This is a genomic window from Pontibacter sp. MBLB2868 (assembly GCF_051904785.1).
GTDB lineage: Bacteria > Bacteroidota > Bacteroidia > Cytophagales > Hymenobacteraceae > Pontibacter.
Genome location: NZ_CP196710.1, coordinates 3,678,482 through 3,697,322, shown reverse-complemented (window position 1 = coordinate 3,697,322; position 18,841 = coordinate 3,678,482). Strand labels below are relative to the sequence as shown.

Below are 18,841 nucleotides of genomic sequence, written 5' to 3'. Positions count from 1 at the left end.
TTATACTTTAGAACTGCACTGTAAGCCCCATGCCGGGAGATCCGTTTGGTAACATGGTAGGCGCAAGCGTTGTATTCAGTCCTTTGTCTTTAAATAGCTTGTCGTGTAACCAGTATACAGTGTTTACTGATAAAATACCAACACCCGCACCAGCCAGCACATCGGCCATCCAGTGCTCATTATTTAAAACGCGCATCACACCTGTAGCCGATGCAATGGTATAGCTACCCACACTTATCCAGGGGCTCTTATGCCGGAACTCTTTATCTACTACAGTTGCAATAGTAAAAGCGTAGGCTGTATGGCCAGAAGGAAAAGCAGTAGGGTCTCCATTAGGCCGGTCAATGTTCGTTAATTTCTTAACAGGCCATACTATGGCTGAGGTAAGGGCACCAGAAGCTAACAGCAGTCCGGTCTGGCGGCGAATGTCGTGGCGGTTTTGAGAAGAAAACGCATTAAAGCCATACATGTACGCAATAGGAAGAAAGAAAAGGTAGTCGTCAACTTTTGTGCTGAAGTTCGGAAAGCTCTCAAACCTTTGATCACGGGCATCAAAGCTGCTGTAAAGTCCGTTACCTTGTATTGTATAAATTCCTGCTCCGATAAGTGCTGCAGCTGGTAAAACAGCCCTTTTCAGGAATCGTTTATTATTACCCTCTTGTAGCTGGGCATCGGTAAAAGGTTTTTTCTGCCCTGGATAAATGGTATCCGCTACCGCGCTTAACTCTTGCAGCGTATCAGCAGTAAAGTTTACTGTTTTAAGTAAACCTGCCGATGCTGCATCAGTAGTGATTGTTGTTGATAAATTAACAGGCTGTGTTTCCTGTGTCTGTGCCACAACCGGGCCAACGAGTAAGCTCATCCAAAGCAGGTGAGCAGTCAGAGTCTTATTAAATATCAATTTTTGGGGCTTTTGATGTGATTGTTACTTAGCAAACTCATTTCAAATAAAAATCGTGCCGTAGCTACTGTAGTTTTTGCTGTGCTTGTTAACGATCTACCTCACCCAACACAATGTCTACTGAACCTATAATTGCGATCAGGTCTGCCACCATACAACCCCTGCTTATTTCCGGTAACACGGACAGGTTTACAAAGCTGGGGGCACGGCCTTTAGCCCGGAACGGAATGTCGCTGCGGTCTGTGGTCCGGAAGAAAAAGCCCAACTCGCCACGCGGTGTTTCTCCCCTGAAATACAGCTCCTGTGTTCCGGTCATGCGCATTTTTTTGGGGCAGGCAGCCTGTGGGTCAAATTCAGGAGTGCGTTTATGAGCACCGGTTAACTGATCGAGGCACTGGCGAATAATTTTCACCGATTCGCGACACTCCCGGGCACGTACGTAATTGCGGTCCCAGCAATCGCCTACGGTGCCGGCTAAACCCTGGCCGATAGGTACATCAAATTCAAGTTCAGGGTATACGCTGTAACCATCTACACGACGCAGGTCATACTTCAGGCCAGAGCCGCGCAGCATTGGGCCGGAGCAGCCATAGTTAATGGCTACATCTAAAGGCAACACACCCACATTGGCAGTACGGTCTATAAAGATCTTGTTTTCCAGCAGGATGGTATCCAACTCATCGAGCTTAGGCAACAGGTAATCAAGAAACTCGCGGCAACGCTCTTCAAAGCCGATAGGCAGATCGTAGTATAAACCCCCTATCCAGATGTAGTTATAAAGCATACGAGCCCCACTTGCCCACTCTAAAAGGCGCTGAATGTGCTCCCTGTCGCGCAGCATCCAAAGGAATGGCGTAAAAGCGCCAATATCGATGGCATAAGTGCCAATGGCTACAAAATGAGAAGCAATACGGTTAAGCTCTGCCACCAGTACCCGTATGTATTCTACCCGCTTTGGAATCTGGTCTGTTATACCCATCAGCTTCTCTACTCCCATGCACCACACATGCTCTGAGTTCATGGCGGCGAGGTAATCCATGCGGTCTACGTAGGGGATGGTCTGGTTATAGGCCATATGCTCGGCATGTTTCTCGAAGCAGCGGTGCAGGTAGCCAATGTGCGGCACCACTTCCTGTATAATTTCCCCGTCTGTGACTACCTCCAGTCGCAGCACCCCGTGTGTGCTGGGGTGCTGTGGCCCCATATTCACGATCATCTCGCCAGCCTTCAGATTATCAAGACTAAACTTGTTAGGCTCCGACTGCAGCAGGTACTTTGTATAGGTAGACTGGCTCAAGGGTTAGCGTGTTAAATGGTTTGGTATACAGGTTTGCTTCTTCAGCAAAGTTCGTAAAAAAGAGGGATTTGTGCAGCAGTTTGTTGCTTGCCGTTTTCAGCCTGGCTAGATGATTTGCATTTTAAGGATAACTGTACATAATGATTATATAATGCCGGGGATATATAGTATATTCGTTAGTTCACCTGCCTTTTGCATGTGCAGGAGTAGGGTATGGGTTTAATAAAACACTGCGTAAGGATCAATTAAGTAAGGCGTACGTGAAATACGCTGTTTTGAAAACCAGTTAAAATAATCCTGATATGAAATTTGAAAGCCCAACTCCTATCCTCCGGATGTTTGATGAGCATAAAGCAAGGGAGTTTTATATTGAATATTTAGAGTTTCAGGTTGATTGGGAGCACCGGTTTGCTGCTAACATGCCTTTGTATATGCAAGTGTCGAAAGGCAACTGTGTTTTGCATTTATCTGAACATCATGGCGACTGCTCACCCGGAGCCGCTCTCAGAATAGAAACGCCGGATATTGTACAATACCACCAACTGTTGAAAAAGAAAAAGTATAAAAATGCCAATCCAGGCATGGAAAGCCAGCCTTGGGCAAGTAATGAAATGTGTATAGCAGACCCTTTCGGAAACAGGTTAATTTTTTTCAGCCCACTTGATCAATAAGATCATTCACACTTTGCAACGAGCCTTACAAGTAAATTATATTACCCACACCAGATGAAATTCCAGTATTTATTTTTACTAGGTATACTACTCATAGTTGATATACTTACGTTCACAGAAATCGCCTCTATGGTAAGGCAGCCTTCTGATGCCTCTGTGGCGATTGGCCTGCTCTTATTGGCTGTACTTGTTGTGGCCAACTATTTTGTAATTCGTTTCTCACTTAATAAGTTAAAAGCATAACAATGAATAATGCCCGTCAAATCCTTACCTGGAGCCTTTCTTTTCTACTAATTCTTATTTTCTCTGTTACTGCCATGAAATCCTGTACCCGCATTGATGCTGGTCATGAAGGCGTATTGGTGAAATTATACGGTACCGATAAAGGCGTACAAGATGTGTCGCTGGTAACAGGGCGTGTGTGGTTTAATCCTTTAACAGAGGAAGTGTTTCAGTTTCCTACTTTTGTGCAAACCATAGACTACAGCGAGTTTACAGTGAATGCCAAAGATGGTTCTGTTTTTACGGTAGACCCTACCATTTCATTTAGGGTAATTCCCGGAGAGAGCCCACGGATCTTTGCTAAATATCGTAAAGACATCGATCAGATAACTCAAACTACGCTTTATAACTATACACGTGATGCTTTCCGGATTCAGTTTAACCAGTACAGCACAGACAGCATCATTTCTAACAGGCAAAGCTTTGAGGATAAAGTGCAGCTGGCTCTGGATAATGCCCTGCGTAAAGAAGGTTTTGAGCTGGAGCAAATGACCAGCGGCTTACAATACCCGGAAGTAATAGTGCAGGCAGTAAACCTGAAAAACAAGGCAGTGCAGCAGGCAATGCAGGTAGAAAATGAACTGAAGGTAGCCGAGGCGCAGGCCCGTAAAAAGATAGTGGAAGCCGAAGCAGAAGCTAAAGCAAATGAGTTACGACAGCGCACTCTTACACCTATGCTCATTCAGCAGCAGTTTATCGAGAAATGGGACGGCAGAACTCCGCTCTATGGTAACTCTCCTACTTTCTTCAAAAACGTAGATTAATCAGGTAGCTGACGATACAAAAAAAGCCGTTGGATGTAAATCCAACGGCTTTTTTTGTGGCAATTTGGTCAACCACCCACACCAGGTAGGTGGTACTAAGCAAACTACTGTGGCTTTTCGCGCATATCCGGAAAATTCTCTGCTTCCGGGTTAATAATGCGCTGTGGTTCTCCTTTAAAGCCGTTAAACTCGTTGTGTTGGTCGAAAGGCACTTTTATGCCATGGTAATAATCCTGCAGCTGGTAATCTTTGCGGAGCGGGTGTCCTTCCCAGTCAGCGGCACACAGGATGCGGCGCATGTCCGGGTGATCTGTAAAGTAAATGCCCAGTAGGTCGAACACCTCACGCTCATGCCAGTCGGCGGTGCGCCAGATGTGGCTTACAGTTGGCACCTGTGGTATACTTTGCTCAGCTGTGTTGTTGCGGGGCACCTGTACTTTCAGCGTCAGGTGATGATCATAAGGGATTGAGTACAACGTATAAATAACTTCCATTGTGCCTGCTTCAGGGCCGTTATCCAGGCCAGTTACGCAAGACAGGAAGTCGAAGTACGTCTGATCGTTATCGTGTAGTTCCAGGCACACCTCCGGCAGTCGCTCCGGCTGAAGCACCAGGTAAGGCTGCATGTTGTCTGTTTTAGCCTCAAGTATAACTTCGGCTCCAAACTTAGCTGCTATAAAGTCTCTTAGCTCTTCGAACTCCACCTTATTTTCTGAATTAGAAATTAAAAATTATGAATTAGAAATGACCTCAGTCTGGGATTCGTTTCCAGCTATTGACTGGGTGTGCTGTTCTCGCTTCGCCATGATCTGTTGTACCGCTCTCGGGGCCCGGATGCTTTCTTTGCGGATGATTTCCTGTAATTTCAAAAATCCGCCGATAAGTGCTTCCGGCCGTGGAGGGCAGCCCGGCACGTACACATCCACAGGTATAATTCTATCTACACCTTTAACCACATGGTAACCGTGCTCCCAGTAAGGTCCGCCGCAGTTGGAGCAGGAGCCCATCGAAATAACATAACGCGGCTCGGGCATCTGTTCGTAAAGGCGCCGAACCCTGTCAGCCATTTTAAAGGTAACCGTACCAGCCACGATCATCACGTCCGACTGGCGCGGTGATGCTCGTGGTATAATGCCGAAGCGGTCCATGTCGTAGCCAGAGGCATAAGCGCCCATCATTTCTATAGCACAGCATGCCAGGCCAAAACCCATCGGGAACAGCGAAGTCAGTCTGGCCCAATTAAGCAGGTCATCCAGCTTCGTTATAACTACACCGCCTTCTCCGGTCTTATCCTGTGGTATATCCAATTCTAAATAAGGTTAAAAAGTATGCTCAAGCCTCATATGGCTATTACCAAGTACTTTGCTTTTATAGTTGCTGGCCTTCATCCTGGGCAGCGTTGCTCCTGTAATACTTGCGCTCGTTCACGCGCTGATACACATCGAGAGGTATTTTAGAGCGGCTCTGCGGTAGTATAGGTTTTGGTTTTATCCAATCGAGGTGGCCCTTTGCCCAGGCATAGGCAAGTCCCAATACCAGCACACCAATAAAAATGAACATCTCAATGAGCGAGAACCAGCCCCAGGCTCCGTCAGTTGCCTCTATCAGTTCTCGTCTGCCGAACACAGTTGCCCACGGAAACAGGAATGCCAGCTCCACATCAAATATGATAAAGATAAGCGCTACTACGTAAAAACGCGGGTTAAACTGGACCCAGGCATTACCGATCGGCTCTTCACCGGACTCATACGTTGCCAGCTTCTCCGGATTAGGGTTTTTCGGACGTATTAAACGGCTTGTAAATAAACCAATCACCACGAAAATAGCGCCTCCAATCAGAAAGAGCAGTATTGTACCAAAATCAGAAGTATAAGTTTCTGCCATTGCTTGCAGGTGTTTATACAAATTTACAACAAAATTGCGGGAATTGCCCCACTCCCTATTTGCTGTAATAACAGATAGAAGCGGTTATCAATTTTTCAGTTAACCCAGACTTTTGGAGGGCCGGTAACCGGAGGTGACTCCAATTAAAAAAACATTTCCCGTTGTATAGCTGTACGAATTATAAGCAGAACTTCTAAACCACCGCTATGCTTACAGGCAAAGTTAACGCACCAGAAATTAATACCGAGCATGGCTGGCTGAACACAGACAGGACCTGGTCTATAAAAGACTTCAAAAACAAGATCGTTTTGCTGGACTTCTGGACCTTTGGCTGTATTAATTGTCAGCATATTGTGCCTGACCTGAAACGGCTGGAGGAAGAGTTTCCGGACATCCTGGTGGTAATTGGGGTGCACTCAGCTAAGTTTGATGCCGAAAAGCACAGCGAAAGAATAGCGCAAGCCATACAGAAGTTTGGTATAAATCACCCTGTGGTAAATGATGCTGACTTTAAAGTATGGGACCAATACGGAGCCAAAGCCTGGCCAACTATTGTGTTGATCGATCCTGCTGGCAAAGTGATCGGGCAACATGCCGGAGAAGGTGTTTATGATACAGTTCATCCTTACATTCAGAAATTAAAAGAAGAATACAAAGACCGACTGAACCATGAGCCACTAAGTTTTCACGTGGAGCATCACCCGGAATCAGTCTTGTCTTTCCCATCAAAACTTATCTGCGACAACCAAAACAATATTTACCTCTCCGATAGCGGCCACAATAGAATTCTGAAACTGAACCAGGAAGGGCAGGTGCTGGAGGTGATCGGGAGTGGGGAACAGGGGTTTAATAATGGCGGATATGCCGACTCTACTTTCTATGAACCGCATGGCATGGCCATACACGGGGATGTGCTTTACATTGCCGATGCCAAGAACAATGCTATCCGTAAGGTAGACCTGAAACACAAGATGGTGAGCACAGCTGCCGGAACAGGTGATTTAAGTTATTACTTCCTGGATGATCAGTTGGAGGAGCCAGTTAACCCGAATAGCCCGTGGGACCTGCTCATTTACCACGATAGTATGTTTATTGCCAGCGCCGGGAATCACCAGATACTGCGCATGGACCTGGCTATCTCTAAAGTTTATCGCTTTGCCGGCAGCGGCCGCGAAGCGTTAACTGACGGACCATTGCGGCAGGCTGCCTTTAACCAACCCAGCGGATTAGCGAATAATGCCCATGTGCTCTACGTTGCTGATGCCGAAGCCAGTGCCATCCGTACAGTTAATCTGAAAACAGGCATGGTGCTTACACCTCTGGGCAAAGGCCTGTTTGATTTTGGTGATGTGGATGGCACTGTAGATGATGCACTGCTGCAGCATTGTGTTGGTGTGGAAGTAATAGACACAGACGTTTACATTGCGGATACTTATAATGGTAAGATAAAAGTGCTGGACCTGTCGCGGGGGCGGGTGCACACCTTGGCGACTGGTTTTAGTGAGCCCAATGACGTATTATTTATGCATGGTCAGCTTTGGGTAACCAGCACCAACAGTCATCAGCTATTCAAAATAGACATCAGCTCCGGCGAAAAGCAGGAGGTGGAGGTAAAGCTGTAGAGCGAAGCGGCTTATGCTGCCGCCTGCTTTGATACCTGTTGTTTTACACGCAGCGCCTGCTGCACGTGCCGCTCCTGGTGCACTACCACAAACTCCAGTGTCTCGCCAATACGCAATTTCAGCAGCTTAAAGAACTCTACCGGAACAGCCTTTTTATTTAAGTTAGCCTTTTTTGCCTCCTGAAGCAGGTCTAATAATTCCTTCTGGTGCTGCAGGAATTCTTCAACTGTGGCACGATCCAATTCACTGTTGTTTGGGTTCATGTGCTTCACGGTCTTATTTTTCTTCATGTTGCCCGGTCGTACCATATCCAATGATTTTTTACCAAGCCAGCTGTAGCTTATACTTTGCACGAAGTTTCCGTCAGAATTACTGGCAATGGCTTTGGCCAGAGCCGGGTTATAGTAGCGGCTGTAACGGTTCAGGTGCTCGAGGCACTCCAGAATGCTCCAGCTATCGGGGGCGGGTTTAAAGTTAAGAGTACTCAGGTCCAGCGATGCGAAGTCGGCAGTTACGGTTTCCTTAAGGCCTCTTGTAATTTGCAAAAGTTGCTCCGGTGTGTTCATAGTGGTCATAGTTTTATGTTGTACACTACAAAGATACAGCAGGTTATACCTCCTAATCCTTGATTGAGATCAAGACTTTTGCTTTCTGAAGCCTTTTTTACCTTCTAAAGCACGGAAACATTGTGTTAAGTCAAGCCACAACGTTATTAATTGAGTTTTGAAGAAAACGGATATTAAATATGTAAATTCTAAAAAGTTATTTTATATCTTTCATGTTATATATTTATAAAACAATTATTAAAAGCATATGAAGAAATTTTTTCCTGTCCTGATGTTAGCACTGGCTGCTGGTCTGGCAGTTGTTGATGCAGCTGCGCAAGGTGTTAATATTACTATTGACGGTGAATCGATGCAGGCGTTTGGCAAAGATTACAATAACATGAAAGGCTCACCTTACCTGTACCCGGAATGGACAAAGGGTAGTGTAAAGCTAACCAATGGTATTGTTTATGAAGGTATGGACCTGATTTACGATCAGCTAAAGGACGAATTAATTTTTAATGCAGAGGGCGATAAGCGGCAGTTGTTCATGAACCCTGTTCATGAGTTTGTTATGCATAAAGAGATAAACAGTGCAGTTGTAGACGAAAGAGTTTTCAGAAATGGTTTCCCCGCTATAGATGGCGCTGGTCTGACATCTTTTTTTGAGGTGTTGAACGATGGTGATACAAAGCTTTTAAAGAGAACTACTAAGGCAATTGTTGAAGAACGCCCTGATGGTTCTATTGTAAAAGAAAAGCAGATCAAGGAGTCGGTGAAATACTATATTTCGACGCCAGGTAAAATGACGAAGATCAATCAAAACAAGAAGTCAGTGCTTGCTGCCCTGGATAGTAATAAGGCTCAGGAGGTGCTGAATTTTCTGAAAGAGAACCAGTTAAATTTAAAGGAAGATGCTGCCCTTGAAAAGCTAATTGCTTTTTATAACACGCTTTAAAAACTTATAGCCGGGGCAACGTTGGTGTCGTTTCCCCGGCTATGTATTGTTAAAAATGTGGATTTGCGCTTTAGTTTCTAAACCTACTTTAATCTACTCAATGTTTCCGGCGACATACGCAGGTAGGAGGCAATATACTTCTTCGGGATGTGCTGAAACAAGTGAGGGCTTCGTTGCATGACACGCTGCAGGCGTTGCTCCGGCTCTGGCAGCAGCAGGTCTACTTCACGCTCTATTTTCCCCACCAGTGCCTTTTCCAGTTGCTCGTACCAGAAACGCTTGATAGTAGGCCGCTCCTCCATTAGTTGTACAAGGTCATTTTTGCTGATGCCCAACAACTCACTCTTCTTCAGAGCCTGTATGTAATAAGCAGAGGGTTTGGCATCTACAAAAGACGGAAAAGAAACAACCAGTGTATCGGGGTAAGCAAAGCCTACGCAAATATCTTCGTCAGGCAAAGGATAGTAAATACGAAGTGCGCCACTAGTGACAAAGTATAAACCCTGCTCTACCTGCCCCCGCCGGATCAAAAAGTCATACCTACTCAACTGCACCCGCTTTTTCCAGAGAAGCTCAAAAGCAGCGATATCTTCCGGGGTGAAGTAAGGGATTTGTTGGAGGAGGGTGTGGAGCATGTGTTAGCTTACTAAATTATCAGCATATTCTGATAACTCATTTAAAACATCATCTGACATATATTCAAGCCTTCTCTCCTTAGATAACTCCTCAACTGAGTTATAAGTAATGAAAGAGCATGAAGGGGCTAAAGTGTGTTTGAAAACAGGCCTTGATAGTTCTTTCATAACCTTATCATATCTCTCCACTGGAGCAACTATATGTGCCTTAATATTGAGGTTAGGTTGTAGTGCCATGAGATCAGCCATCCTTAATATGCCAGAGTAAATGGAGGTAGTATGTTCTACCTCGAAGGCACGTACAATAGAGTGCCCCTTTATCCAGAGCACATCAATATTCTCAATCGTCTTTAAAGTATCAACATCATAATTGAGAGGCAGATCCAGTAGAACGGAATTACTCTTTTTCGGCTGCCAAACCTCCAGAACTCTACTCCTGTCATTTTTCGGAAGCCAGATTTTATATTTCATGCGCTCACCAATTTCGGCTAGTATAGCTTGAATCTTAATTGAGTCACGGGTTATAGTTGGTGATTTTTCAAATGGGGCATCAAAATTACTGCTATCAACTTTAACCTTAAAAGGTATAAATGACTCAGTTTTGTTAATATTGAACGTTTTGTTTAAGAGCTCACAAGCCAATTTGTCAGAAATAGGTTTAGAGGCTTGCATATATTTGACTCCCCAAAATGGACCTCCTGTCTGAGATAATATAGAGATGTCAAAAGGCTGACAGTATTCAATATCTTTTACTGTAAGTGCATGAATGTATTTTTGCCCATCAGGCCACGGCTTGAGGTCTGTTAGCTCATCAAGTTTAAATCTTGCACCACACACAGTTTTCTTGCCGTCTTTAACTGCTAAATATATTACGTCATTAGGTTGAGGGCCTCTGTTTGAGAAGCCTGCAATTTTTTGATCAATGCAGATATTGTAGTTCTCAAAAGAAGTTGAACAGTGAAGGATTCTAGTACTCATCAGCCTAATTTAAAGTAATATGTATAGGATAAAGTTAATGTATAATTATAACATATTCTAGTAGTTTCACCTCACCTCCGCTGCTCAAACCCATCAAAGCCTTTCAGGTCCGGTTTCTCCTCTACCTCCACTTTATCAACCTGTGCTTTACTTGGTCCCTCATGTGCCCATTGCTCCAGTTTTTTTAGTGCTTCAGGGCTTCCTTCGGCTTCTAAGTATACAGTGCCATCGTCCTCATTTTGGACGAAGCCGGTAAGGCCAAATTCTTCCGCTTTCTCTACGGTAGTGGCTCTAAAAAAAACACCGTGTACTTTGCCATGTACCCGCATGGCAACGCGCTTTTTATCTTTTCCCATAGTATAAAGTAAAGTTTAAGTGGTTCTGCTTCTTTGTAAGGTTACTCCTGCTGCTGATCTTCCTTACACTCCTGTTCAATTTCGGTGAGCTGGTCCTCATTTATCCAGCCCATTTTGACGGCATGTTTAGCGGCTGAAAATGTTTCTTCCGCTAGCATCATTTCAATGCCCTTTTGCTTTAGTCTGTTTGCTATCTCTTTAACCTTCTTGTTACTTTTGTCGGGAGTTACATCCCGAATATAAATGCCAATAATACGGCCTGGATATTCATCTGCAATTTTTTCGTAAACTTCCGGGTCTTGCTGGCCGCTATCGCCGATGCATATAAAATTAATAGCGGGATAGGTATCCAGGATATGCCTGATTTTTTCACGCTTATACTCCGCTTCGCTGGTCTCATTCTTCCCTTTGTCCCAGGTGGTGCCATGATCACGGAGTAGCAGCGGCCCTTGGGGTATATTATGAGATTTAAGGAAACTTACCAGTAGATCGTAGAGGTTCCACTCGCTGCCAGATACAAAGAAAATAGGGTTGTGGCCATTGCCATCACTGCCTTTTTCTAGTGCCCTTAAATAGGCTGCAATACCCGGAAAGGGGCTTCGTTCTGTTGCATTTTTCTGTAGCATCAGGCGTATAGTGCCCATAAACTCCTTAACATGCGATACCAGTACGGTGTCATCCACATCAGAGATCACTCCAAACTCAATATCTTTACCCGGTACAAACAGGTAGCCTTCAGCATCTTTCTTATCATGATCTGTGTACTGCTCCTGTAGCTGCAGTTGTATTTTATGGCCGGTATTGCCGAAATTAATTTTCTCATCCGTGTGGATCTCTACATCAAAATATCCTTCTTCATCTGTTTCAATGTCCAGTTCCTTGCCATCAAACCAGGCTTTAAGCTTTGCACCGGGTATTTCATCCGATTCCATGCGTTTCCACATGTTAAGCCACTGCTCCGTTAATTTCTCAACATCAGCAGTGTCTTTTAGCTTTTCCTGCTCCAGAACACGGCCTTTCAGGTATACATAATTGTCGCTGGCGAATCCGTAGAAGGGCATTATATTAACAGGTTCAAGCACATTCAGCCTTTTCTTGACAGCAAACTTTACCATAGAGGCTTTGCTGCTTAGTTCGCTTAAGGCATGAAGCAGGTTTTGCTTCAACTCCTCAGTTATCTTGGTCATAGTTTTTTTACTTTTGTTGAACGTCAGGGAGCAATGGGAGTTAAATGAAAATTTGATTTTGCCGGCAAGAACGTTTAAGGCTGTTACCTTTGTTAAATAGGCACAGGTAAAGCTGTGTATAGAAATTGTGTTTATATTGGGTGACCCCGGCAGGTGTCAGGCTGGATTGTTAAAGAAAGAAATACTATGTCATTATTATTCACTGATTTTAAAAGCTGGGAAAAGCATTGCGCCGAAACCGGAGAGCCCCTTTACCAGGCCGTTCTGGATTATGAAGTAGAACAGAAGGGCCGCAGCGAGGAATATATTTGGGAAAACATTGCCAAGGCTTTCGATGTGATGAAGGATGCCGTGCATACAGGTCTGACAGAGAATATGACCTCGCGGTCGGGCATGGTTAATAACAGCGCAAAGAAAGTAGCGAAGTCGCCGGTAACGGTATTGTCGCCGGAGTTTCAGATGCTGGTGTCCCGTGCCTTGGGAGCCAAAGAAGTAAACTCTTGCATGGGCCGCGTTGTGGCTGCCCCAACGGCGGGGGCCTCGGGTATTTTACCCGGAACTCTCACTACGCTGCAGGAGCTGCATAACCTGGAGGACAGAAAGATACACGAAGGCCTGTTGGTAGCAGCCGGTATTGCCCTGATCATTGAGCAGAACGCTTCATTGGCTGGTGCAGTGGGTGGTTGCCAGGCAGAAACCGGTAGTGCCGCTGCAATGGCAGCAGGTGCTATTGTATATTGCCTGGGCGGTGATGTGCAGCAGGTGTTTAATGCTGTTGCCATTACAATACAATGTATGCTTGGCCTGGTTTGTGACCCGGTAGCCGGCTTAGTAGAAGTGCCATGCATTGTACGCAATGCCAGTGCTGCGGCCATTGCTTTCTCTTCGTCGCAGTTGGCCATTGCCGGTGTAGACCCTGTTATACCTGTTGACCAATGTGTGGCAGCACTGGGTGAAGTAGGCGAAAGCATGGAGCGCAAGTATAAAGAAACAGCCGAAGGAGGTTTGGCGAATACACCAAGAGCACGCGAAATCGAAAACTTCGTGCTGGTGCAGGATGTAGAGATTTTGCCGGACGAGGATTCGGAGTAATTCTGAAATAAAGTGACTGTTAGAAAGGTAGGAGCCGGGTAAGGTTTCTACCTTTTTTGTTTTAATCCTTCTGCCTCTAAAATAGGTATCTCTGTCAGTATCAGGATTTGCAGGATTAGAGGGTGGGCTCCTCCCCCCAACAGAGACAGGATTTCTGCAGCGCCGTTGGCAAAGCTGTGGGCATGAACCCACTCCTAACCCCTCCGAGGAGGGGAATGAAACTTGTTTCATAGCAAAGGCTGCAGCGACCGAACTGATTCCAGTCTTGACGTTGAGCGCCTCGAGAGTTTCCGGTGACGAGCGAGAGCGAGGCAGCCCGAGGCACGAGGGCAGGAAAGGAAAGCAGCGCGATGCGGCAAGACGAGGCCTCCCGGCCAGGAGGGCACCAAAGTTAGAAATGAAAAAGGGCAAACGTAAGACTGCGGATCAGCAGCAACTAAAAAGAATAGCAGAATTGGTAATAGTAGCAGTAGTTAACACAACCATAAAAAACTAGCATATTTTATTCCGCTAAAGCAAAAGAATCTTCATCTTCTGGCATTATATATGCTAAAGCTATATTTGAATTAAACTTGCATTATAACTACTTTACCTATAACAATAAAACTATGAAAAAATATCTATTACTGGCATCACTGGCGGGACTGCTGCTGCTGTCTTCGTGCTCAGTGCCTCCTATGGCCGTAGAATCCTCTTTTAAAGAACAGGCCACAGAGTTACCGGTTGCTGGCCGAAAGATGTTAAAGCCTAATGGCGATTTTATGATCGGTGCTTTTAAAGTTGCTGATGTGCATCGGGGATGGATGAAAAGCGGTGGCTTTAACATCCTGGGTTACGATAACCTGCGGGCATCTCAAAAGTATGAGTTTAGCCTGAAGGATACCCAGGAAGGCAGCGAGTGGTATGTTTTTGGCGCAAGCAAGCTGCATGAAAAAAACCTGAAGTCTACCAATGGCATTACCATTCAACTGGCACCCAACAAAGAATATTATGTAAGTTATTTTACGTCACCGGAAAGCGGACAGTGGCACCTCGTAACAGTTGACCCGGGGCACTACTTAGCACGAAAAAAGTTTGAGGGTGAGGTTACCAATGGGCGCAAGGTGTATCAAGTAACACCTGTCTATAAATTTGAAGGAAAGACACTGCCTCTGGGAGATATTTTGGGATACGAATTCAGAGATGCCGGGGAAGTGATCGGTGCCGTGCAGGTAGTGAACAATGGCAAAGTATGGATGAGTCCGGGGCTTGCGCAAGATACGCGTAAAGTACTGGCCAGTGCCGCTGCATCGCTGTTGCTTTATGACAAGCTTAAGGACTCAAATACTGATTGAACTAAAGCAGCAGGTGCCACGTTGCCGGATTATACTGTAAGTTCGTCACTTTTAAGGGCTTATTCGTCACATTTAAGTGTATAAAAGTATTAACACCAGTAGTTTGCGCGTTATACTTTAATAAGCACTGACTGCACTTGCTCCAGTTTTAATCTGTACAGGTAATAATAAATGAAAAAATTTTTTTGGTGGTGTGCCGGAGCCGACGACACTATTCTTGAAAAGTGCTCTAAGTCTGAGCATATAAAATATGCAGGTATAGGTGCTACGGTACTCTTTACTGGTTTGCTGGCCAGTATCTCCGGTGGTTATGCCTTACATACTGTATTTGATTCTGCTCCCTTGGCAATTGCTTTTGGCTTGCTGTGGGGTGCTGTTATCTTCAACCTCGACCGGTTTATTGTTTCCACGCTACGCAAAGAAGGCAAGTTCTGGAAAGAACTGCTGCAGGTAACACCACGAATTTTGCTGGCACTGGTGCTGGCTGTGGTCATCTCTAAACCACTGGAGCTTAAAATATTTGATAAGGAGATTCAGGCTATTTTAAAGGAAAAGCAGGCAGAACTGGCGATAGAGCACAAAGCGTTGGTAGGTAAGCAGTTCGCTGAGGTAGACTCTGTGAAATCAGAAATTGCCGCTATTCGACAAGCTGTGGATGCAAAGCTGCAGGAGCGTAACAAGCTTTATGAGATAGTAGCCGCAGAAGCCGATGGTACAGGTGGTACAGGTAAAGTGGGTAAAGGTCCGATATTTGAAGAGAAAAAGCAGCAGTACGAGAAAGTAGATGAGGAACTGAAGCTGATGCAGGCAGATGCGCAGGCGCGGATTTTGCTGAAGGAGCAGCGCATCGCGGATCTCATGAAGCAATACGACACCACTGTTGCCGAAGGCCAGGAAAGTTTCTCGAATTACGATGGCTTAATGGCTCGTATCAATGCCTTGGATAAGTTACCCTGGCTACCGGTATTCTTCATCACCTTGCTGTTCATCTGTCTTGAAACAGCCCCGATCTTTACTAAATTGATTTCCAGTAAAGGCCCTTATGATGATATTCTGAAAGGCGTAGAGCATGAGCGAACCACGCAGGAAATACAGCGTGTGGCTGAGCGTCAGAAGCAGTATGATACCCGCCAGATGGTTGCTGAAGCAAAATTCTCGGCCCGGACCGATTATGAAATTGATGCCAAGCGTGAGGAAGAGCGGATTAAATCAGATGCGCACCTGGAGGTTGTCAGGGAGTCTGCCGCAGTTTGGAAGGAGCGTATGCTGAAGGATATTAGTCGTAGCCCCGGTACTGCAGCCGACATTTTGAATGACGGTGAGGAGAACGGTTATTATAAATGGTAATAAAATAAAACCAACTTTCACATAATAAATCGCCTGCGTCTTACTTGATGCAGGCGATTTTGCTTTTATACTTAACTCGGGTCACTCTGGAAGTTAAGCACGCCATTCGGCTCCTGCTTTTCTGCGTAGTTACAACATTGATTGGCGCTGCCGTTACCCGTCTTACGGTCTTCAAATCGTGCACATTCACTAATAAATCATAAGTTATTGGCGCATTTTGCGGCTAAATTTTTAACTTGTAAAGCACATAAAGCTAATGCCCCATGACTGTTTCTAAAATGGCGCAAAACCTGATCGGCTCCGAAATTATACGGGTTGCCGGCGAGGTAAACGCAATGATCGCGAAAGGTGAGCCTATCTGTAACCTTACCATCGGAGATTTTGACCCAAGTATTTACCCGATTCCGGAAGAACTCCGGATAGGAATAACAAAAGCCTACGAACAGGGCCACACCAACTATCCTCCTGCCAATGGCGTGGCGGTGCTGCGTAAAGCAGTTGTAGAATTTACCAAATCGCGTTTGGGGCTAACGTACCCAGAAAGCGATATACTGGTGGCCGGGGGCTCCCGCCCATTGATCTATGCTACCTATATGGCTTTGATCGATCCAGGTGATAAAGTGGTCTATCCAACACCATCCTGGAACAACAACCACTACTGCCATTTATCAGGGGCGACACCTGTAGAGGTGAAAACAAGGCCGGAAAATAACTTTATGCCTACTGCGGCTGACGTTAAACCTTTCCTGAAAGGGGCTACAATGCTGGCACTTTGCTCACCGCTTAACCCAACCGGTACTATGTTCTCGAAAAAGGATCTGGAGGAGATATGTGACCTGGTGCTGGAGGAGAATAAAAATCGTGCAGCGGGAGAAAAGCCACTGTATATGTTATATGACCAGATTTACTGGATGCTGACCTTTGGCGATGTGGAGCATTATGATCCGGTAAGCCTGCGGCCTGAAATACGGGATTATACGATCTATATTGACGGTACCTCTAAATGTTTTGCTGCAACCGGTGTGCGGGTAGGATATGCTTTCGGGCCAACTGTAGTGATGGATAAAATGAAGTCCATACTTGGTCATATTGGGGCATGGGCCCCGAAGGCAGAGCAAATGGCTATGGCCGATTTTCTGCAGCACCCCGCCGATGTAGATGGCTTTATGGATACATTCAAGCCGAAAATTCAGGAGAGCCTCGAGGTACTTTATAAGGGCTTTAAAGAGTTGAAGTCTGAAGGGTTTACAGTTGATGCTATCGAACCAATGGGAGCCATTTATTTGTCGGCCAAGCTTGACCTGGCAGGGAAGACCACCCCAGATGGCAGCTTGTTGCAAACAAGCCAGGATATTACTTTTTATGTGTTGCAGGAGGCAAAGCTGGCGGTAGTGCCATTCTCCGCATTCGGATCCAGCCGTGACCTTAACTGGTTCAGGTTATCTGTGGGAGGAGCTTCTCTGAATGATATCAAAGCATCTTTAAGCAGGTTGCGTGATGCGCTGCAGAAGCTGAAATAAGCACATCTGAATTCCTATAATCATAAATTAAAATGCCTGCACGGGATTGGTGCAGGCATTTTAATTTATGACCTCTGCTCTTTCCAGAGCTGGTTAAACGATTTTTTAGGAACGTGCAAAGGCTCCCGGCGTTTGCTCCAGGTATCTTTTAGCACTTGTTTCAGCACAAAATTCTTAATACCGGACGGAGCCAGGTTTAACAGTTTGCGGCTTTTCATGGCCTTTAGCCAGAATTTAAAAGCAGTAGTTTCAGTGCTTTCAGCAAAGCCCTGGTCTACACTCTGCTTGCGGTTTAGCAGCAACAGGTTGTGAATGTTGATCTTTACCGGGCAAACAGAAGTACAGGCACCACACAGGGAGCTGGCAAAACTCAGGTGCTTGTTTTCGGCCATGCCATTGTAATGAGGCGTGATCACAGAGCCTATCGGGCCGCTATACGTGCTCTCGTAGGTGTGGCCGCCAATGTTTTTATATACCGGGCATACGTTCAGGCAGGCACCGCAACGAATGCAGTTAAGCGCTTCACGTTTTTCAGGTAAGGCCAGCAGATCAGTCCGGCCATTATCCAACAGCACGACATACATTTCCTCCGGCCCATCCTGCTCTCTTGGTTGCCTTGGGCCGGTCATGATCGTGTTATACACCGTTACGTTCTGCCCTGTTCCGCTAGTGCTTAGCAAGGGCCAGAAAAGATCCAGGTCCATTACAGATGGGATCATCTTCTCGATACCGACAATGGCGATATGGGTTTTCGGGAATGTGGTGGAAAGCCTGGCATTGCCTTCGTTTTCTGTTACCGCTATTCCCCCAATATCTGCGATCAGAAAGTTACCCCCTGTTATGCCAACCTCTGCAGCGGTATACTTGTCGCGCAGCAGCTTACGGGCAATACCTACCAGCTCTTCTGCATTATCGGTAGGAGCAATGCCAAGTTTGCGCACAAACAGTTCCGCAATGTCTTTTTTAGACATGTGCATGGCCGGTGTTACGATATGATATGGCCGTTGCTCCGCTAACTGTACAATGTACTCGCCAAGGTCAGTTTCAACGGTTTCAATACCGTTCTTTTCAAGATAATCATTTAAGTGGATCTCCTCTGTGATCATCGATTTCGATTTTACCACAGAACGGGCGCGTTTGCGCTTCATGATCTCTCCGATCTCTTTTAGAGCTTCCTGTGCATCGCGGGCCCAGATAACCTTACCGCCACGTGCCGTAAAGTTCGTTTCAAACTCCATCAGGTACTTGTCAAGATTGTTGATGGAGTTCGTTTTAATATAAGAGCCGCGTTCACGGGCCAGTTCATGATCGGAATATTGGGTGAGGCCACGTTGTACAGCGGCGTTATACTTGCCGATGTTGAACTTGATGGTAGCGCGGTGGCCCTGGTCAAATGCTTTGGTCTCTGCATCCAGCAGAAACTGTTTCAGTTTACTCATACTGTTTCCCTTACGGTTTTTCAGTGCAA

At 45.7% G+C, this 18,841-nt stretch carries 21 protein-coding genes; 10 read left to right on the top strand and 11 right to left on the bottom strand.

Annotation, left to right across the window (positions count from 1 at the left end; all coding sequences use genetic code 11):
* Positions 1-7: 7 nt before the first annotated feature.
* Positions 8-862: a phosphatase PAP2 family protein gene (locus ACSX1A_RS15795; RefSeq protein WP_439880604.1), complete on the bottom strand. Its 855-nt coding sequence runs from the start codon at positions 860-862 to the stop codon at positions 8-10.
* A 127-nt stretch (positions 863-989) separates the two neighbouring features.
* Positions 990-2,117 carry an NADH-quinone oxidoreductase subunit D gene (locus ACSX1A_RS15790; protein WP_439883563.1) on the bottom strand — a complete coding sequence of 376 codons (1,128 nt, stop codon included), beginning with the start codon at positions 2,115-2,117 and terminating at the stop codon, positions 990-992.
* Between the two features lie 383 nt (positions 2,118-2,500).
* On the opposite strand from ACSX1A_RS15790, the gene ACSX1A_RS15785 reads away from it, so the two are divergent.
* Genes ACSX1A_RS15785 through ACSX1A_RS15775 form a run of 3 tightly spaced genes read left to right on the top strand, consistent with a single transcriptional unit; the run spans position 2,501 to position 3,915 of the window.
* Positions 2,501-2,869: a glyoxalase superfamily protein gene (locus ACSX1A_RS15785; RefSeq protein ID WP_439880603.1), complete on the top strand. Its 369-nt coding sequence runs from the start codon at positions 2,501-2,503 to the stop codon at positions 2,867-2,869.
* A 54-nt stretch (positions 2,870-2,923) separates the two neighbouring features.
* Positions 2,924-3,112 carry a hypothetical protein gene (locus ACSX1A_RS15780; protein WP_439880602.1) on the top strand — a complete coding sequence of 63 codons (189 nt, stop codon included), beginning with the start codon at positions 2,924-2,926 and terminating at the stop codon, positions 3,110-3,112.
* 2 nt (positions 3,113-3,114) lie between these two features.
* The gene (locus ACSX1A_RS15775; protein WP_439880601.1) at positions 3,115-3,915 is read left to right on the top strand and encodes an SPFH domain-containing protein; all 801 of its coding nucleotides are present in this window, start codon (positions 3,115-3,117) and stop codon (positions 3,913-3,915) included.
* Positions 3,916-4,019: 104 nt separating this feature from the next.
* Here the strand turns inward: ACSX1A_RS15775 and ACSX1A_RS15770 are convergent, their stop codons facing one another.
* The 3 genes from ACSX1A_RS15770 to ACSX1A_RS15760 form a co-directional block, all read right to left on the bottom strand.
* Positions 4,020-4,619, bottom strand: a complete 600-nt coding sequence (locus tag ACSX1A_RS15770; protein ID WP_439880600.1) for an NADH-quinone oxidoreductase subunit C — start codon at positions 4,617-4,619, stop codon at positions 4,020-4,022.
* A 27-nt stretch (positions 4,620-4,646) separates the two neighbouring features.
* The gene (gene nuoB, locus ACSX1A_RS15765) at positions 4,647-5,222 is read right to left on the bottom strand and encodes an NADH-quinone oxidoreductase subunit NuoB (RefSeq protein ID WP_439880599.1); all 576 of its coding nucleotides are present in this window, start codon (positions 5,220-5,222) and stop codon (positions 4,647-4,649) included.
* Between the two features lie 61 nt (positions 5,223-5,283).
* Positions 5,284-5,799, bottom strand: coding sequence for an NADH-quinone oxidoreductase subunit A (locus ACSX1A_RS15760; protein ID WP_439880598.1), 516 nt, complete (start codon positions 5,797-5,799; stop codon positions 5,284-5,286).
* Positions 5,800-6,005: 206 nt separating this feature from the next.
* Here ACSX1A_RS15760 and ACSX1A_RS15755 point away from each other — a divergent pair, with 206 nt between their 5' ends.
* On the top strand, positions 6,006-7,421 hold the full coding sequence (locus ACSX1A_RS15755; protein ID WP_439880597.1) for a thioredoxin-like domain-containing protein: 1,416 nt from the start codon (positions 6,006-6,008) through the stop codon (positions 7,419-7,421).
* Between the two features lie 11 nt (positions 7,422-7,432).
* On the opposite strand, the gene ACSX1A_RS15750 is transcribed toward ACSX1A_RS15755, so the two are convergent.
* Positions 7,433-7,996, bottom strand: a complete 564-nt coding sequence (locus ACSX1A_RS15750; protein ID WP_439880596.1) for a DinB family protein — start codon at positions 7,994-7,996, stop codon at positions 7,433-7,435.
* Positions 7,997-8,234: 238 nt separating this feature from the next.
* Between ACSX1A_RS15750 and ACSX1A_RS15745 the strand changes: the two genes are divergently transcribed.
* Positions 8,235-8,924 carry a hypothetical protein gene (locus tag ACSX1A_RS15745; RefSeq protein WP_439880595.1) on the top strand — a complete coding sequence of 230 codons (690 nt, stop codon included), beginning with the start codon at positions 8,235-8,237 and terminating at the stop codon, positions 8,922-8,924.
* Between the two features lie 83 nt (positions 8,925-9,007).
* Here the strand turns inward: ACSX1A_RS15745 and ACSX1A_RS15740 are convergent, their stop codons facing one another.
* The 4 genes from ACSX1A_RS15740 to ACSX1A_RS15725 all read right to left on the bottom strand — a co-directional run bounded on the left by ACSX1A_RS15740 (position 9,008) and on the right by ACSX1A_RS15725 (position 12,080).
* The gene (locus ACSX1A_RS15740; RefSeq protein ID WP_439880594.1) at positions 9,008-9,559 is read right to left on the bottom strand and encodes a Crp/Fnr family transcriptional regulator; all 552 of its coding nucleotides are present in this window, start codon (positions 9,557-9,559) and stop codon (positions 9,008-9,010) included.
* A gap of 3 nt (positions 9,560-9,562) precedes the next feature.
* Entirely contained in the window at positions 9,563-10,537 is a 975-nt protein-coding gene (locus ACSX1A_RS15735) for a hypothetical protein (RefSeq protein ID WP_439880593.1), read from the bottom strand.
* Positions 10,538-10,608: 71 nt separating this feature from the next.
* On the bottom strand, positions 10,609-10,893 hold the full coding sequence (locus ACSX1A_RS15730; protein WP_439880592.1) for an acylphosphatase: 285 nt from the start codon (positions 10,891-10,893) through the stop codon (positions 10,609-10,611).
* Between the two features lie 41 nt (positions 10,894-10,934).
* The gene (locus tag ACSX1A_RS15725; protein WP_439880591.1) at positions 10,935-12,080 is read right to left on the bottom strand and encodes an App1 family protein; all 1,146 of its coding nucleotides are present in this window, start codon (positions 12,078-12,080) and stop codon (positions 10,935-10,937) included.
* Between the two features lie 186 nt (positions 12,081-12,266).
* On the opposite strand from ACSX1A_RS15725, the gene sdaAA reads away from it, so the two are divergent.
* The 5 genes from sdaAA (at position 12,267) to ACSX1A_RS15700 (ending at position 17,373) form a co-directional block, all read left to right on the top strand.
* A complete protein-coding gene (sdaAA, locus tag ACSX1A_RS15720; RefSeq protein WP_439880590.1) occupies positions 12,267-13,172 on the top strand; it encodes an L-serine ammonia-lyase, iron-sulfur-dependent, subunit alpha in 906 nt (301 codons plus the stop codon).
* A gap of 271 nt (positions 13,173-13,443) precedes the next feature.
* Positions 13,444-13,668 (top strand): hypothetical protein, encoded by a 225-nt coding sequence (locus ACSX1A_RS15715; RefSeq protein WP_439880589.1) that lies wholly within the window; start codon positions 13,444-13,446, stop codon positions 13,666-13,668.
* 112 nt (positions 13,669-13,780) lie between these two features.
* Positions 13,781-14,506 (top strand): hypothetical protein, encoded by a 726-nt coding sequence (locus ACSX1A_RS15710; protein WP_439880588.1) that lies wholly within the window; start codon positions 13,781-13,783, stop codon positions 14,504-14,506.
* 171 nt (positions 14,507-14,677) lie between these two features.
* The gene (locus ACSX1A_RS15705; protein ID WP_439880587.1) at positions 14,678-15,853 is read left to right on the top strand and encodes a DUF4407 domain-containing protein; all 1,176 of its coding nucleotides are present in this window, start codon (positions 14,678-14,680) and stop codon (positions 15,851-15,853) included.
* Between the two features lie 263 nt (positions 15,854-16,116).
* Positions 16,117-17,373: a pyridoxal phosphate-dependent aminotransferase gene (locus tag ACSX1A_RS15700; RefSeq protein ID WP_439880586.1), complete on the top strand. Its 1,257-nt coding sequence runs from the start codon at positions 16,117-16,119 to the stop codon at positions 17,371-17,373.
* Positions 17,374-17,438: 65 nt separating this feature from the next.
* Here the strand turns inward: ACSX1A_RS15700 and ACSX1A_RS15695 are convergent, their stop codons facing one another.
* The gene (locus tag ACSX1A_RS15695) at positions 17,439-18,812 is read right to left on the bottom strand and encodes a LutB/LldF family L-lactate oxidation iron-sulfur protein (RefSeq protein ID WP_439880585.1); all 1,374 of its coding nucleotides are present in this window, start codon (positions 18,810-18,812) and stop codon (positions 17,439-17,441) included.
* Positions 18,813-18,841: the final 29 nt, after the last annotated feature.